The sequence below is a fragment of the Sphingobacterium sp. UBA7855 genome (assembly GCA_002500745.1).
Lineage (GTDB): Bacteria > Bacteroidota > Bacteroidia > Sphingobacteriales > Sphingobacteriaceae > Sphingobacterium.
This window is the reverse complement of sequence record DLST01000002.1, coordinates 126,530-140,869: the sequence shown is the minus strand read 5'-3', so window position 1 is coordinate 140,869 and position 14,340 is coordinate 126,530. Positions and strand designations below refer to the sequence as shown.

Annotated in this window: 12 protein-coding genes; 1 reads left to right on the top strand and 11 read right to left on the bottom strand. The window is 43.3% G+C overall.

Going from position 1 to position 14,340, the window contains the following annotated elements:
- Window positions 1–17: 17 nt before the first annotated feature.
- The 5 genes from B2107_RS01625 to B2107_RS01605 form a co-directional block, all read right to left on the bottom strand.
- The gene (locus B2107_RS01625) at window positions 18–665 is read right to left on the bottom strand and encodes a hypothetical protein (protein ID WP_293952536.1); all 648 of its coding nucleotides are present in this window, start codon (window positions 663–665) and stop codon (window positions 18–20) included.
- 190 nt (window positions 666–855) lie between these two features.
- Window positions 856–1,311, bottom strand: a complete 456-nt coding sequence (locus B2107_RS01620; protein ID WP_293952534.1) for a DinB family protein — start codon at window positions 1,309–1,311, stop codon at window positions 856–858.
- A gap of 46 nt (window positions 1,312–1,357) precedes the next feature.
- Window positions 1,358–1,930: an NAD(P)H-dependent oxidoreductase gene (locus tag B2107_RS01615; protein ID WP_293952532.1), complete on the bottom strand. Its 573-nt coding sequence runs from the start codon at window positions 1,928–1,930 to the stop codon at window positions 1,358–1,360.
- A 58-nt stretch (window positions 1,931–1,988) separates the two neighbouring features.
- Window positions 1,989–3,134, bottom strand: a complete 1,146-nt coding sequence (locus B2107_RS01610) for a hypothetical protein (RefSeq protein ID WP_293952530.1) — start codon at window positions 3,132–3,134, stop codon at window positions 1,989–1,991.
- 10 nt (window positions 3,135–3,144) lie between these two features.
- A complete protein-coding gene (locus tag B2107_RS01605) occupies window positions 3,145–3,981 on the bottom strand; it encodes a TssN family type VI secretion system protein (RefSeq protein ID WP_293952528.1) in 837 nt (278 codons plus the stop codon).
- A gap of 374 nt (window positions 3,982–4,355) precedes the next feature.
- Here B2107_RS01605 and B2107_RS01600 point away from each other — a divergent pair, with 374 nt between their 5' ends.
- Window positions 4,356–5,093: a hypothetical protein gene (locus B2107_RS01600; protein WP_293952526.1), complete on the top strand. Its 738-nt coding sequence runs from the start codon at window positions 4,356–4,358 to the stop codon at window positions 5,091–5,093.
- Window positions 5,094–5,160: 67 nt separating this feature from the next.
- On the opposite strand, the gene B2107_RS01595 is transcribed toward B2107_RS01600, so the two are convergent.
- The 6 genes from B2107_RS01595 to tssR form a co-directional block, all read right to left on the bottom strand.
- Window positions 5,161–7,020 (bottom strand): hypothetical protein, encoded by a 1,860-nt coding sequence (locus B2107_RS01595; protein WP_293952524.1) that lies wholly within the window; start codon window positions 7,018–7,020, stop codon window positions 5,161–5,163.
- 14 nt (window positions 7,021–7,034) lie between these two features.
- Window positions 7,035–7,466, bottom strand: coding sequence for a GPW/gp25 family protein (locus tag B2107_RS01590; RefSeq protein WP_293952523.1), 432 nt, complete (start codon window positions 7,464–7,466; stop codon window positions 7,035–7,037).
- A gap of 10 nt (window positions 7,467–7,476) precedes the next feature.
- A complete protein-coding gene (locus tag B2107_RS01585) occupies window positions 7,477–8,862 on the bottom strand; it encodes a DUF5458 family protein (protein WP_293880438.1) in 1,386 nt (461 codons plus the stop codon).
- A gap of 5 nt (window positions 8,863–8,867) precedes the next feature.
- A complete protein-coding gene (locus B2107_RS01580) occupies window positions 8,868–9,314 on the bottom strand; it encodes a hypothetical protein (RefSeq protein ID WP_293936189.1) in 447 nt (148 codons plus the stop codon).
- A 121-nt stretch (window positions 9,315–9,435) separates the two neighbouring features.
- The gene (locus tag B2107_RS01575; RefSeq protein ID WP_293952521.1) at window positions 9,436–11,943 is read right to left on the bottom strand and encodes an ATP-dependent Clp protease ATP-binding subunit; all 2,508 of its coding nucleotides are present in this window, start codon (window positions 11,941–11,943) and stop codon (window positions 9,436–9,438) included.
- The gene (gene tssR / locus B2107_RS01570) at window positions 11,943–14,336 is read right to left on the bottom strand and encodes a type VI secretion system protein TssR domain-containing protein (protein ID WP_293952519.1); all 2,394 of its coding nucleotides are present in this window, start codon (window positions 14,334–14,336) and stop codon (window positions 11,943–11,945) included. Before tssR ends, B2107_RS01575 begins: the two co-directional genes overlap by 1 nt.
- Window positions 14,337–14,340: the final 4 nt, after the last annotated feature.

Here is a 14,340-nt window from a genome sequence, read left to right as displayed (position 1 = left end):
CGTGGACAGCGCAACCATCAGTGGCACACCGGCACATAAATCAGGTTTACACCGCCTTCATAGACATTGAATACCGGCCGTGATTCCCATACAATGGTGCAGCCTTGTTGCCCATTGCCCCCCTGTTGGTCGCCCGATCTAAGAAGCTCAAAATGTGTATTTAAGATAGATTCTGCAGGTACACCGCCACCGGATTTAAGATATTTAATTTTGACGTCCAGCATCAGCTTGTCGTCAAAAAGTCTTCCCTTCCACGTGATCTCCTTAGCACTGGCGGTCAGCGATCCATTGACTTCTCCGTTGTCGGCGACGGATAACTCACCCGATTCAGCGGTAAACCGCCACGAGCGCCCGGTTTGCCTCCCTGGAATAGCAAAAGAAAATCCCTCTTGGCCCGACAGTTCCATAAAAAGTACCAAGGTGGAACTATCGCCTTTTATTCTATCTATGCTGAAAGAACCTTTTCCTTTCACCGGTGCTAAGCGATCGTATCCATGCAAATACATGGTTGACTCAGTACTGCCCAGATAGGCCTGTCTATTCATACGTTCATTGAACGTCTGCTGATACGAACCAGAATCTTGGGATTTACCACAGGCCATCGTTGTAAACAATAGCGGAAGGACTAACGCTTTTGCGCTGTATTTCATATTTAAATATTTCATAAAACTTTCGTTTTCGTTCTTTGTACACTGTCGTGCGAAGAAAAATTCTGTGCCTTACTCCGCCCTATTACAAAATTAACCGTTAGGCCATTTCAGGACAATCCACGAAAACCATGAAAATTAAATTAGGAATACTGGCACACCAATATTCAGCTTGGCTTGCAAATGCATTTTGAAACTTGGGACTTCGTTAGGTAAACTTTTTAATGCTCATCATATAGCCCATGTGGAGCCCTTCATGGAAATTATTCCATTCGAAGGCATCGTATATTGAAGCGACGTGGAAGCCCGTCCCCGTGGTACGGGAGTTATAGTGAAGAAATAGATTGTTGTTAAAATCCAGGATAGTCGGCTCAATTTGTTCAACAAGCAAACTTTTAAGCAGATCCGCTTCCTGTTGGGATACTGGTACTGTTGGTTTTGTACCCGACTGATACTTCAGAAAAATTTCTTCTGGAATATGCCCTTTTACATTCGATCCGATATAAATTAATTTATGCTGTGTGGCAATGATGTGCCCGATGTTCCAGATCAGGTTGTTGCCGAAGCCGACGGGAATGCGATTGAGCTCTTCTAAGGAATAGTGCTCAAAAAATTTGAAGTATGCCATACGGCTCGTTTTCCAGGCATTAAAGAGTGACTCCATGTTGTAAAGCAATTTGTAGTACACTTAAAGAATGATTGTTACACATTTATACGAGATCAATACGGCCAAAACGTGCGAGTTTATCTGCCCATTTCGCACTGTAGGCGTTGTTCAACTGATGCAGTTCACCCATGGCGGATGTCCGCACAGGCGAGATATGACAGCGTTCGAAGACATCCTTCTTCACGCTCATAAAGTTTGTCTTTTTGTAAAGATTATATTCAGCAAAGAGATCTTGATCCAATATACTTACTATTCGGGCAGATTTACCATAGAAATTGTTATCAATGCGGTTAACATCAAGACCGCTTTGATAGGGCAAGAACAGGCGATCAAAGAAGCCTTTGATTTTCGAGGGGATATATGAACGGTAAACGGGACAGAACAACACGACATGTTTGGCCCAATGGAGACGACGCAAAGCAAACTGCAGATCGGCTTCCAAAGCGGTCGAATACAATGAAGGAAGTTTAATATTGTAATTAAAGAGCAGATCTGCAATCCGCAGATCATGCACAATGCCGTCCGCCTGCTTTACACCCGTTCGATAAGCATCCATCAAAAAGTCAGTAGACGCTGTTTTAAAAAGATCCCCATTGATTAATAAAACGTTCTTCATCTTTTGCTAACATAAGCAAAAAAAATGAATCGCAAATCGATCTCCCCCAATAAATCTGTTAATCCAGTAAAGACCAGGTTCGCTTCGTCTGAACCTCCTGCACAACCTTTTGCTCAGCAACGACTATATTTTCACGTCGTTGACCGATATATTCCAGCGTCGCCAATTTACCCCATAAGGAAACCATGACCTGCATAAAATCAGCCACACATTCCATCGCTTCTGCAATTTCCAGATGATCGTAACGCAATTCAATAAGGTTTGATAAGCGTTCCTCAAAATTTCCGGGTGTCACATCTTTCCACTCATAGAAATATTTCAGCATTTCCTCCCGTTCAGCAGATTCGATCAGCCGCACAGCATTAAAAAATACATGCGCAAAATCCGAAAAATATTTTAAAAGATAAATGGGTGGCTTTTGCGGAAGGATAGATCGGTATTCAAAAAATGAAGTGGCCATATACGCTAAAATACGCTCCGTAATAAAGCGAATATTAAGCCCCAGCTCGGTGATTTTAGGTTTATTCACCGTTTTATCCATGATGCGGTAGGCGGCTGACTGAAACTCATTCAATGCTCGGTAAAAGCGGTTGTGAAAATCCATCAATTGCGGATGGCTTTCGATATAAACGCAAGGCATAATGTATTGCGAAACCAATAAGGTCTCCTGTCCGTCGTTCACAAGCTTGCCAATAGGCATAAAAGAACCACTCACCTGCCCGTGCTGTACAGCAGACTTCGCCACGATGTCGATTGTGTATTCTTTTTTTACAAAAGGGTAACGAAGGGGCGATTCCTCAGGATCAGGTTCGCCAAAAGCCGATTTTCTAAAGGGATGTACATATAAAACTACATAATGCTCGCCGACAGCAATTTTCGACACATCCATAAAGGCACTAAAATTCGCCTCAACGGCACCTTGCTGATAGGCAATATTGATTCGGCTTCCATCGCTGGTGACCGCATTGCAAAAACGAACTTCTACCTCCAGATAATTCGTATTTTTCTTCAGCAGCGAAATATCAAACGAACGATCATACCCAGCAAAGGCCGGCAACAATCCAAAATTTGCATGATGGATCCCCACCGATATGCCGTCGCGGACGAGATCTTGGGTATAGAGATCCGTGTGAACAAAATCACCACTGGAGAGTTTCATCCCATCCACCCAATTGATACCTTCGTAATTTAATGGTTTTTGCATAAGCTTAATGTTATCCTATCGTTTCTGAAACACGCTTGGCGTGAATAGTCATTTTTTCTGTAATCTGATTGCCTGAAATGTCTGCATTTGGGTCTATATATACATTTCTTCTAAAAATAGACCTTTTCACAACAAATATCCATCGCTGGTATTCCCCCTGATCGTCCACGTAGCGTACTGGGGCGCTCGGAAATTTGGCATTATAATCTTCAATAAATTTTTGGAACCATAGTCCGAAGTTCATCTTTTCTGGCGCTTTCACCTTCACGCGCAACGGCTCCACATCCTTGCTGTCCTTATAGAGTTCCAGTTCCAATACCAATAGCTTATCAAAATCAAGGTGATCCAGACTGATTTCTTCAGGAAACCGTGGGTATTCCCATACCCGATGAATTTCCATAGGGATAGATAATAGCGCAATGTAGGTCCACCAAAAAAACATAGGAACCATGAAGATGGTAATACTGGTGGCTGCCCACCAGCCCAGTCGGAATGGACTCATCCAATCGAAAAACAGTTTATATATATATATACCCAGCAACAGCATGACCAGCATGACAAAAAACACAAATACCTTTTTGTTCTCCAACGTGTTCAGATCCCATTTACTCAGCAGATATACCCAAAGCACACCTATTCCCAACGCATATATCATGGTCATAAAATAGCCCCAGGGCATATAGCCAAAGCCCAAAAACCCGAAAAAACCGGGCAATGCCAGAGCCAGTCCTCCCAATAGGATCGAAATAATTAACCTCTTATTGCTAAGGAGAGAATTTTTCTTATTCCAGACCGACAATACAATTGTCGAAATAAATACCAATAAAGGCGCAAGTATGTACCTCAAAAAAACTGTTTGTACTTCCATTTCAGCTGTTGCAGTATTCACAAACTAATATACTATCTTTAAATAAACAATTTATAATTAAAATCCCCCGACAGAGTGAAAACAATCTACTGGGTTAAAACAATCTATTGGGCTTATATGTTCAAGGAAAAATGATTTCTATGAAAAAAAAGGACGGTTTATTTACCAGCAATAGCATGACATCAGATATCAAGGCCAGCCAAAAGGCGGCGGATCTCATTCAGTACGGCGTAGATCCAGATCATATTATTTTCACTTGTGACGGTTCTAGCCGTCGCCCCTTCTCGACAGAAATTCAATCTGTCAGCCCTTATATTTCCGAGACGAGCAATGAAGAATTTGTACGCATCCATATGAACCGTGAAGGCTTTTACGATATGCTACCCGAAGGCCTCTTTCATACCCTGCATGCTGGCAGCGAAATTCTTGACGAAGATGTTATGATCCAGGATGTTCGAAACAAGCGTCGCCAAGAGCAAAATGCACGTCAGTTTTTCGCTCCATTTGAAAACGAACTGTTCTATTTACGGACGCAACTGGATCAATATGAAAGCCGGCTTGATATGCAAACTACGTATCAGGATATGAGCAACCTACTGCTGTCCAATTTCCCCGAACTACACCGCCTGAGCCCACGCCAGCGTGTGATCTGGATGCATTTTATTCCTGAAATCCACAACCATAAAAACGATATGGCTTATGCCCAACAGCTGTTGCGCAACCTGCTCAACATGCCCATTGAAATCCATCGCGCAACACATGACCGCAAAATCGACTGGCAAGAAATCGGGCTTCCACCCAGTACATTGGGCTATTGCCAGCTCGGAGTCGACAGTTTGACCAGTATGAACTTTGAGCGCAATGAGAGCTATCTTAACATCACAATAGGGCCGTCTTATCCCCAACTTTTAAAGAACTATCTGCCCAACGCCAAAGACGAATATATCATTCATCTGGTGTTGGACCACCTTTTCCCAGCTCATTTAAACCGACACTTGCGCTATGACCTCCTTCCAGAAGTAAAACATAGCTACTTAAGCGATGAACAGGGCAACAATCCCACTGTATTGGGGCATACCTCATACCTGTAGTCAATATAACTGTAGTCTACTTAGTTGTAGTCTACGAGACAGTCGATCCTACTCGCTATACAACAACTTATAGCGTCTTTAGTAGCAGACGATAGTGCACTTCCATGCTGCTACGCACCTGTAGCTTACTCATCACCTGTTCCAATAACTCATTCCATTCCGACGTTTCCAAATCAAAGCTTCCATCGGGCTCCACGTAGATATCAGTGGTTTTCTGAAACCCTTTTCTTGGATCAGCATCCATCATTACTCCAGACTTAATTTCAATACGTTTAACCACCTGTCCCAGTTCCAGCTTAATGAAATTGATAATGTCGTTTTTACTAACGATGCGATCTCCGGTGGTCACATTGTATTTAAAGGCCTGCAAACTATCCCTTCGGTTGAGACGTGAACGTCCCCCTCTACTGTTGGTAAGAAATACAAGCTGTTCGTAATTTTTTACTGCGCCCAGCTGGATCTGCAAAGGTGTACCAACAGCAATGCCATTGGCTAGCTCTGCTTGGGTCATCCACATCTTTGTAAAAAGGAGGTCGCCATCATTTTTTGGATTCATTACAATATACTGCTTGAAATCATTTTGCCGGAGATGCAAGGCCTTTCCCTTCTGCTGTATCATCGCTAAGTTTTTATCCAGCTCACGCAATATAGCATTCAAGAAATCAGCATTATAAGATGCAAAAGCAGCTTTCTCATCCCGTATCAATTCAAACAGGTAGTCGAGCAAATCTTTGGCAGTACGATTATCAAGCCTTTCCACTCCGCCCTGCCGCACGGTGTAAAACCCTGCTTCGGCGTGCACACCGGATCTGTTGTAAGGCACTTCACTATATTTTTCCCCCTCCTGATCCAACACCTCTTCCACCGTCAGTAGCTGTTCAAGCTGCGCGGTTTCAATAGCAACAATGTTTTTAAGGGCTTTCACCCGATGTTTGCCTTCGACCAAGCGCTTATTGACAACGGGAAATGCGTTTATCTGTACATGGAGTTCATCAAGCAGCTGCACCGGCATAGACGTCGGCATGTCAATACGAATCCAATCCAGATCCTCCTCGAGTCGATCCGTCATCTGCTGTTCAAAATGCGCTGAAATTTCCCCAGGTAGCGAACTCGTTTTGTCAAAACAAGCCGCATCCGGCTCATCGTCCAAAGTAAGAAAATGCTGCTGATAATAGCCCTCTATGTCTTGGCTTAAGTTAAAGAGGTAATTTTTTCGGTCAAACAGTTCATCCACTAAGCGATCCGACCGTTTTAAAAATCTATTTTGATGGTGTTTTATGGGAATCCCATTCAGGTGCCATTTTCCAAGGTTTAGCACTTTGTAGATCTCCCGGTTGACCTGATAATTGCCCCAGTCGAAATAGAAATTTAAACCCGCAAAGGCTTTCCTACGGTCGTACTCCAAACATTTTATACCCAGAAAGACGGAATGCCCTGTATTGATGTGCAGCGATTTTCCTAGCGAACGTTTCACATTGGGCTGTATTTCAAACAGCTGCCGGGGGGTCGCCATATAACGGATCTTTCCATGAAATAGATTCACTTCTTCCAAACTGGAAAAATTCATTTCCACCATTTTTTCCTCTTTTGAAACGCCCACAGAAGCAATTTTCTTCTTCATGTTCATATGCAGATAAGGACTTATACGCACCTCAGCCTCACTAGGTTGGTACAGCAAGATCGCATGAGCTGGTAGTGGCGCCACCAGATAGTCCGGTGCCAAGAGACGACCGATCTTATCAAATATCCGGTTCTCAAAATCGCGCACATCATTCGACACCTGAAAGATCTCACTGCTCAGCACTTCCATCAATAAAAGAACCACTGGATCAAAGTCAAAGACCTTTTGGATTCCCCAAAGCTCCTGGGCCTTCTTTATTATCCTATTGCGAATCTCTTCCTTACTCGAGTAAAAAATATCGTTCATCTGCTCTTTGCTCACTACTTAGCTAATGGACTTAAAAATAACGAAGTACTGAAAGCGTATCGCTCTCCAGTCTCCACCATCCTACCCTCCACATATATCATTACCTTCTTTTTGATCTCAGCAACCTTCCGCTTGGGAAAGAATGTTTCCACTTCAGAGATATTCACCTTGACCGCCACCTGCGCGATGCGCCATTCATAACGCGTAATGGATTCGAGCAGTGATTTTCGAAACTTTTCTTCCCATAGACTCTCGCTGACGATCAATTCAAAGTCAAGGTCCCAAATGGCACAGCCAAAATCGGCGTTAAAGCGATGCTCTCCCTTCCGGGTAAATATGATCAGCTCCAGATAGTTTGAAATGGATTTACCCAGATCAGACTCTTTCAACCGCTGATTCTCCACTGGGAGGTTTAACTGTAAGGGTTTATCCAGGTAAAATTCCATAGAAACTTATTTACTGCTGATTGTACTCACTGGCCCATGTTGTGCTTTCATCTTCCCCTTTGTAGCCGTCCAATTTGACCATAAAACTTTTGGCAGGAAAGAATGGCGTAATATGGATATCTAAGTGAATTTTATCTTTTTGTTGATCATCGCGTTCAAATCGCATGATTTTGAAACGCTCAATCAGTCTATCTGGGCCTTGAATACTGTCCAAAAACTTAACAATCTGCGCACGCAAATCTTTTTCCGTCTTGGTCGTCCAGTTCTCAAACGCTCTGCGGTTCAGAAAATCAAAGAGGACTTTGGTCACATAGTCAAATACACGCACCACAGAGTAAGTCTGCAAGCCAATATTATCACCATTAAACAACGTTTTGGCCGAGAATGCCATCACCTTCCCATATTCATTTACCATTGGCACCAATCCAATACGTTCGAGATGCGAAATTTCACTTTTCTTAAGGTCAAACTTTACGCCATCAACCTCATTGATTGTACCGTGTTTCTTACCAGCTGTCACCTGAGACATCAACGTATAATACATTTTTCCCGCCAGGGCGGCAGAACCCGGTACAGTCAGATCTTCTTCCTCGCCTACAGTGGTATTTTTCTCCCGTCCAATCAACCAGTTGGTTGTCATAATGACGTTGGATTTATAAGCTTCCGCGCTGGTGTAATTACCAGATGTGAAGAGGTCAATCACATCATCCGGCTGTTCGAGATCCGCAAAATCGGTGACGAGCATCGCTTTATTCGCATTGGCAATTTTTGCCCAACGATCCAACACCTTATTGGATCCCAAATAGCCCGGTAATACCAATAGCGAATAGTTGTCACGCAGGTCTAGCCTATCATAATTCTGTTTAAACTCTTCAGACACATATTCGATAAAACGGGGGTTGTCCAGGTCTGTCAGCTGGTCCATACTGGCATTCATGAGAACCACATTGTCTACTTTATCAGCTTCTGTGTTCTTATAGAACAAGTGGACAGAGCGATAAGCCTGCTCCAGCTCACGAGTTGCTTCCAAAGCCGTTCCTAGATTGCGGTTTAATGTCTCTTCGGCTACCTTCAGCTTTTCAGCGCTTTTATCTACCATAGAAGCAACGGAATCCGAATTTTCCAACAGATCTACCCAAAGTTCCATCTTCTTCTTAAGTTGTTCACGTTCCTTCTTTTTTTGGTCATCGCTCAAAAAAATCTGCTTGCGTGCCTTACGTTCAGGATTTAAATTTTGGATACCATCCACCGATGCTTCCAATAAATCAAAGCCCCCCACGCGCACCAGCTTATCTAAACTTTCCTGCAAGCTTTCGGTAGCAGCACGGTCCTTTACCTCTTTATATCCGGCAGCGCTACCCGCTTGTGCCGCTTTTTCTTCTTGTGTATTTGCCATAGGTCCTATTTATTAGCTTCTAATTCAGCGATAAAATTTTTCAGCACATTGATGAATGCAGCCTTTGTTTCGGCATTTTCGATGGCAGACTTCAACGTTTTATTCGATTTCAACTGTTTAATCACACTTGCAGAAAGATCTTTTTGAACACTTAAATTAGACAAAAAATCACTTTGCATCGTTAAATTCTTTGCTGAAAAATCGCCCAAATTCTGAAATTTAAGCTCTTCATGAACGCTGCTACCATCTTCATCCTCAAAGGATACCCCCACACTTGGCTTGAAATGCGCAAATACATCCTCCACTTTCTTAAGTCCTTCTACTTTCTCTGGACGCAAAGGTTCATTATCGGTCAATTTCTGAATAAACATCGTTTTATTGAACGAGATGTCCACAATGGATTCCGAAGTCTCAACTTTCCTTTCGTTTCCACCAATTTCGTACTCAAACATATATCTAAAAATTAAGTTTATACTCTAATTAATTTGTCCTAATTCTATTTACAATATACTAAAATATTAGCATAATACCTTCAGCAATTGCGCTAGTACACTGTATTAAAACAACATACCGCTATTTCTGTTTTATTTCCCATGTGAGAATCTCCTGACTTGCATCCCAGCCTACCGTCAATATGTCCCCCTTATTTAGTTCGCCTGCAATAAGCATTTTCGAAATCGGGCGCCGCAGTTCATTACGAATGCCAGCAGCAAGCTGCCTGGCACCGTATTTTGGTGTAAAGCCCTTCATCGCAATAGCTTGTTTGGCTTCGGCAGTTACAACCAGATCAACCCCTTGCTTATCGAGCAGCTGAATGAGTTGTTGCAGTTGAATATCAAAGATCTTAACAATATGATCTGTAGATATTGGCGCGAAGGGCACAATTTCAGCAATACGTGCCAAAAACTCTGGCCTAAAATTGGCGGTCATGATTTCCATCAGCTGATTATGCGTTGGAAAGCCCTTACCCGCATCGATTTGTCCAGCAATCCACTCACTCCCAATGTTAGAGGTAAATAAAATCAGGGAATTGCTAAAGTCACCAGCTTTTCCTAATCGGTCGTGCATCATGCCTTCGTCCAGGATCTGTAAGAATGTATCAAATACCGAAGGATGTGCTTTTTCGATTTCGTCAAAAAGTAAAACTGAATAAGGCTGCTGTCTGATTTTGTTGACCAGTAGTCCACCCTCCTCATATCCCACATATCCCGGCGGAGCTCCATAGAGCAATGCCGCACTATGTTCCTCCTTAAATTCCGACATATCAAAGCGGATCATTGCTTTCTCATCATTGAACAGAAACTCCGCTATGGATTTTGCTAGTTCCGTTTTCCCTGTACCTGTAGGGCCCAAAAGAAAGAAAGAGCCAATGGGCTGGCCTTTTTTATTCAAACCACTTCTCGACTCAAGTATGGCCTCCGACACTGCTTTGATCGCCTGATCTTGTCCTACCACACGCTTCTGCAGATAACTTTCAATCTGCAACAGCTTTTCTTTTTCTCCAGCCTGTAGTTTTCCCATCGGAATTCCAGTTTTATGCGCCATCACCGCAACAATATCCTGCTTGGTGAGTGTATCGGACAACTGTTCCGCATGCATTTTCAACTGTGGTATAATGTGTACAAGAAAGTCGGCATAGTGTTGAGCAGATTCCAGGTCTTCATAACGTTCCTCTTCATTTAACATTCCCAAGAGAATGGGGCTCAACCTATTAAACAGCGCTTCAGTAAGCCACTTATATGCACCAAACTGCTCCCGCTCGCTCTTCTGTTGCAGTTCAGCTCTGAGATGCTGAAATTCGTCGTCTATCTGCTCAAGGATGCTGAGCGAACCACTTTGCGCAAGCTTTAGTGCCGCCATACTACGGTCCATAAGATCAAATGCCGAATCAGGCAGATGGCGATCCTTTAAGTATCTTTTTGCCAGCGACACTGTTACGGGAAGTGCGGCGCTGTCTACCTTCAATTTATGGTGCTGTTCATACCTATCCAATACCTTTTCAAGCATTTTAATAGCCTTCTCCACCGTTGGCTCGGCAATTTGCAGCAATTCAAAACGTCTACTGAAGGCCTGTTCAGGCTCAATAATCTTTCGATACTCTTCTAGCGTGGTGGCACCGATTACGGTAATCTCACCACGGGCCAATTCAGGTTTCAGCAAATTTCCCGCTCCAGAACCAATGGGCCCCTTGCTATCCAAAAGCGTATGTATTTCATCAATAAATAAGATCGCCTTATCGAATCGCTTAATTTCTGCGATAATTTTCTTCAACCGGTCTTCTATCTCACCTTTGTAACTTGCCCCTGCGATGAGAGCTCCGAGGTCAAGCTCAAAAAGTTGTGCTGCCTTGAGCTGTTCAGGCACATGTCCACTCACGATATCGATGGCAAAGCCGTCCACAAGCGCTGTTTTACCCACGCCTGCTTCGCCAGCAATAATTACGTTGGGTTTGTTGCGGCGGCAGAGGATTTCGAGCATCATGCGAATCTCCCGATCGCGACCTACTATCGGATCGGATTTTCCTTCACGCACGAGCTGCAGACGATCAATACAGTACTGATGCAAGGCATTATGCAAGCCGCTTGGCTCGCCGCTCTGGGTGCTACTGCTTTCAGCAGCACCCGATATCGCCTGTGACAGCTGATTTTGATCAATATAAAGATCATAGATCTCCTTTTCTTTGATCGGAAAAGATTTCAACTGATTGACGTCAAAAGCAATACCCGCTTTTGAGATGGCAGTCAATACACATATGGGTGTGATAAGATCGAGTCCCAGTTTAATGCGTACCAGGTCGGCTTCGTCCAGCAGCCGCACCACAGCTTCATTCCCTCTAATTTCCTCGGCAGGTGGCACGTTGCTGGATCGCTCCAGTTCGTCCATACGCACTTCGGCCCATTCGGAGATGTATTGGTCGTCTTTGTCAATCGATTGTACAAATTGTCTCAAGCCGACATCTTTGTGCATTAAAGCTTTTAACAGATGCGCTGGGCCGAACTGGTTTTGATGGTATTCTTCCGCCAAGGCCTGTGCAATATGAATTGCCAATTTTACAGATTCACTAAAATTACTAATCGTCATTAATTTGCCGTTTGAATGGTGTTCATATTAAAAAAGCTTCCACGTACCCGGTAATATTGCTCGCCGTTGGAGAAGAATTTACCTTGATTTTGAGCATAAGTGCGCGTCATGGCCATCACCTTCTGTAAATAGACGATATACTCTTCGAATGAAGGTAGCGACATCTCTTTCTTATTTTTTAATGCTTCCACTTTCATGTCGGTAAATGTATTGTGGAGCAACGGGATTCCCAACATGACGGAGAAGTACTTTCCTAATGTCCATTTGTCTACATCACGGGCAGAATACATCGGCCATTTTTTCTTATATTCGTCGATATAGTTATCATATAGTTTTTTACGGAAAGAATTGTCATCCTTCACTAAGTTATCTCCACTCATAACCGACAGCATACTGCTGAATTCGTTGAACTCGCCTGCGTTCAGGATCAAATCAAAATCGAGCCCTTTGGTAAGCTGATATTGTAAATCCGGACTGAATTTCAGGGTAGACGCAAATTTGAATGCATTGTGCGGCATCCCTTCACCGACATCCCTATTGAATTTTCCTCCTAATAATTTGGCCACGGTCGGATTAACATTCACATTTTCAATACCTGTCAGTCTAAAAGCACTATCTAAGCTATGGATATGCGAGCGTATATCCTGCCGGGTTTCGTCCATAAAACGATAGAATGCTACATTGAAACTTTTATTATTTAATGCCGAACCCCTTGTCGGAAACACCACGCCACCCTGAATAAGGCTATTTTTCGGAAAATCAAGGTAGTAGGAAATCGAATCTGTCAAGTTAAAATCATAAGATTGATTACCGAAAGCTTCTCCACGTACCAATTGAAATTTTCGCCTTTCAGCCGCATAATAGGCTTCACTGGAGACCAGCTTTCGAGATTGAACAATAAAATCGTTAAATGTTGTTGGTGTACTATTGTAAGCTTGTAAGATCACCATTCGACCCTCTACATCGGCTACACGACGTGCTATTGAAGACAGTTGACTGTTGTTTGCCCCCCCTAAATTGCCGGTAGCACCTACAATCACGAAAAGATTTGTTTGTTGCGCCACATCCTTAACCAAGTTGGTGGCCTGTGCTATACCCTCAAAAAGGGGCTGCTCCGCATTTCCACGATCACATTCACTGCTTATTTTTGATTGGTCGCGTAAAAATCCTACCAGCTTACGAAAATCATCGGTGAGCTCCAACGAGGCGCTTCGTCCACCACATGACGATGGGTTGCGGAACACCACACTTCCGTATTTTACATTTTGCTTATTAAAGACCTGTTCGACACTATTTTCAAACCCCTGAATGGTATTCGTAAGACTGGCAAAATGGTTACGCATCGCGTTTCCACCATCGATTACAAAAATAATATTGACTTTCGACCTGTTTTTGATCAGGTTGATCAATCCAGGATAAGTCAGTTCAGCCCCGTTAATGGTGAGTACCTTGTTATTCGATTTATTGAACACATCAACCGCATAATGCGTAGCGATGCCCGAATCATCAACGGTACGTACAGGCAAACCGAGCATGGTGATATTCGCTGTATCTATCAGTGGGTCGACCTTATAAGGCTCAAATCCATCGATACGATTCTTATTGATCTTTGCCACCACGGTATCGGCCTGCGGTGATTCAAATGTATAGGGCGCAAAATACAGGCGATGACCCCAATTTTGTACGACCGATGCTGATACCCAGCCTTTGATATATTTTCCTGCCTCACGCGGCACAAACTGATCCGCCGACCCAATTAAAAACTGCTTGCCGTCATCAGATTTCTTGAAGATATACACGTAATTATGCAGGGCAACTTTAGATTTCCCATTTTTAAGATCAGGTCCGTCAAAAACAAAAATAGAATCTTTTTTATCGAAATAATACTGTCCATTCAGTAAAGGCTCTACGTCATTGATAATGGTGAGTGCTTTATTGGGAAATCGGGTTGCTACATCGACAAAAGAACGCTGCCAAAGCAATAACTTATCCTTTGCTATCCAACCCACACTTTCCACACGTTTTTTATCTTTCAGCTTAAGACCGCGTACCATATTATCGCTAAACCGCAGCAGTTTAAGGTAGCCGTCCTTTTCTTCCGACACATAAAATGGCTGCATAAACGAAAGTTTTTCCATCATGAGCGTACCACCCGGCGAAGTGCTGGTATGATTGTCGTTTCTATCCGAAAAAACAATCCAAGGGAGGTTAGATTTATCGAAAGATTCTTTGGTCGATGTCGAAGCATTAGGTTCGAGGTATGGAATAGGCAGTCCCACCACAGATCCGCCGAAGGAGGTCGCAGACTGCGCGAGGAGGTCATTTGCGCTAAGGGCACTCCACAGCAGGCCCAGGCATAAGGTACAAAACCGAAAAGAGTTAACTAAGTTCATACAG

Bases quoted from the DNA above. Each gene is read 5' to 3' on its own strand.
- tssR (WP_293952519.1), bottom strand. From the start codon at position 14,336: ATGAACTTAGTTAACTCTTTTCGGTTTTGTACCTTATGCCTGGGCCTG.
- B2107_RS01620 (WP_293952534.1), bottom strand. From the start codon at position 1,311: ATGGAGTCACTCTTTAATGCCTGGAAAACGAGCCGTATGGCATACTTC.
- B2107_RS01585 (WP_293880438.1), bottom strand. From the start codon at position 8,862: ATGGCAAATACACAAGAAGAAAAAGCGGCACAAGCGGGTAGCGCTGCC.
- B2107_RS01600 (WP_293952526.1), top strand. From the start codon at position 4,356: ATGAACCGTGAAGGCTTTTACGATATGCTACCCGAAGGCCTCTTTCAT.
- B2107_RS01625 (WP_293952536.1), bottom strand. From the start codon at position 665: ATGAAATATTTAAATATGAAATACAGCGCAAAAGCGTTAGTCCTTCCG.
- B2107_RS01610 (WP_293952530.1), bottom strand. From the start codon at position 3,134: ATGCAAAAACCATTAAATTACGAAGGTATCAATTGGGTGGATGGGATG.
- B2107_RS01590 (WP_293952523.1), bottom strand. From the start codon at position 7,466: ATGGAATTTTACCTGGATAAACCCTTACAGTTAAACCTCCCAGTGGAG.
- B2107_RS01595 (WP_293952524.1), bottom strand. From the start codon at position 7,020: ATGAACGATATTTTTTACTCGAGTAAGGAAGAGATTCGCAATAGGATA.
- B2107_RS01575 (WP_293952521.1), bottom strand. From the start codon at position 11,943: ATGACGATTAGTAATTTTAGTGAATCTGTAAAATTGGCAATTCATATT.
- B2107_RS01615 (WP_293952532.1), bottom strand. From the start codon at position 1,930: ATGAAGAACGTTTTATTAATCAATGGGGATCTTTTTAAAACAGCGTCT.
- B2107_RS01580 (WP_293936189.1), bottom strand. From the start codon at position 9,314: ATGTTTGAGTACGAAATTGGTGGAAACGAAAGGAAAGTTGAGACTTCG.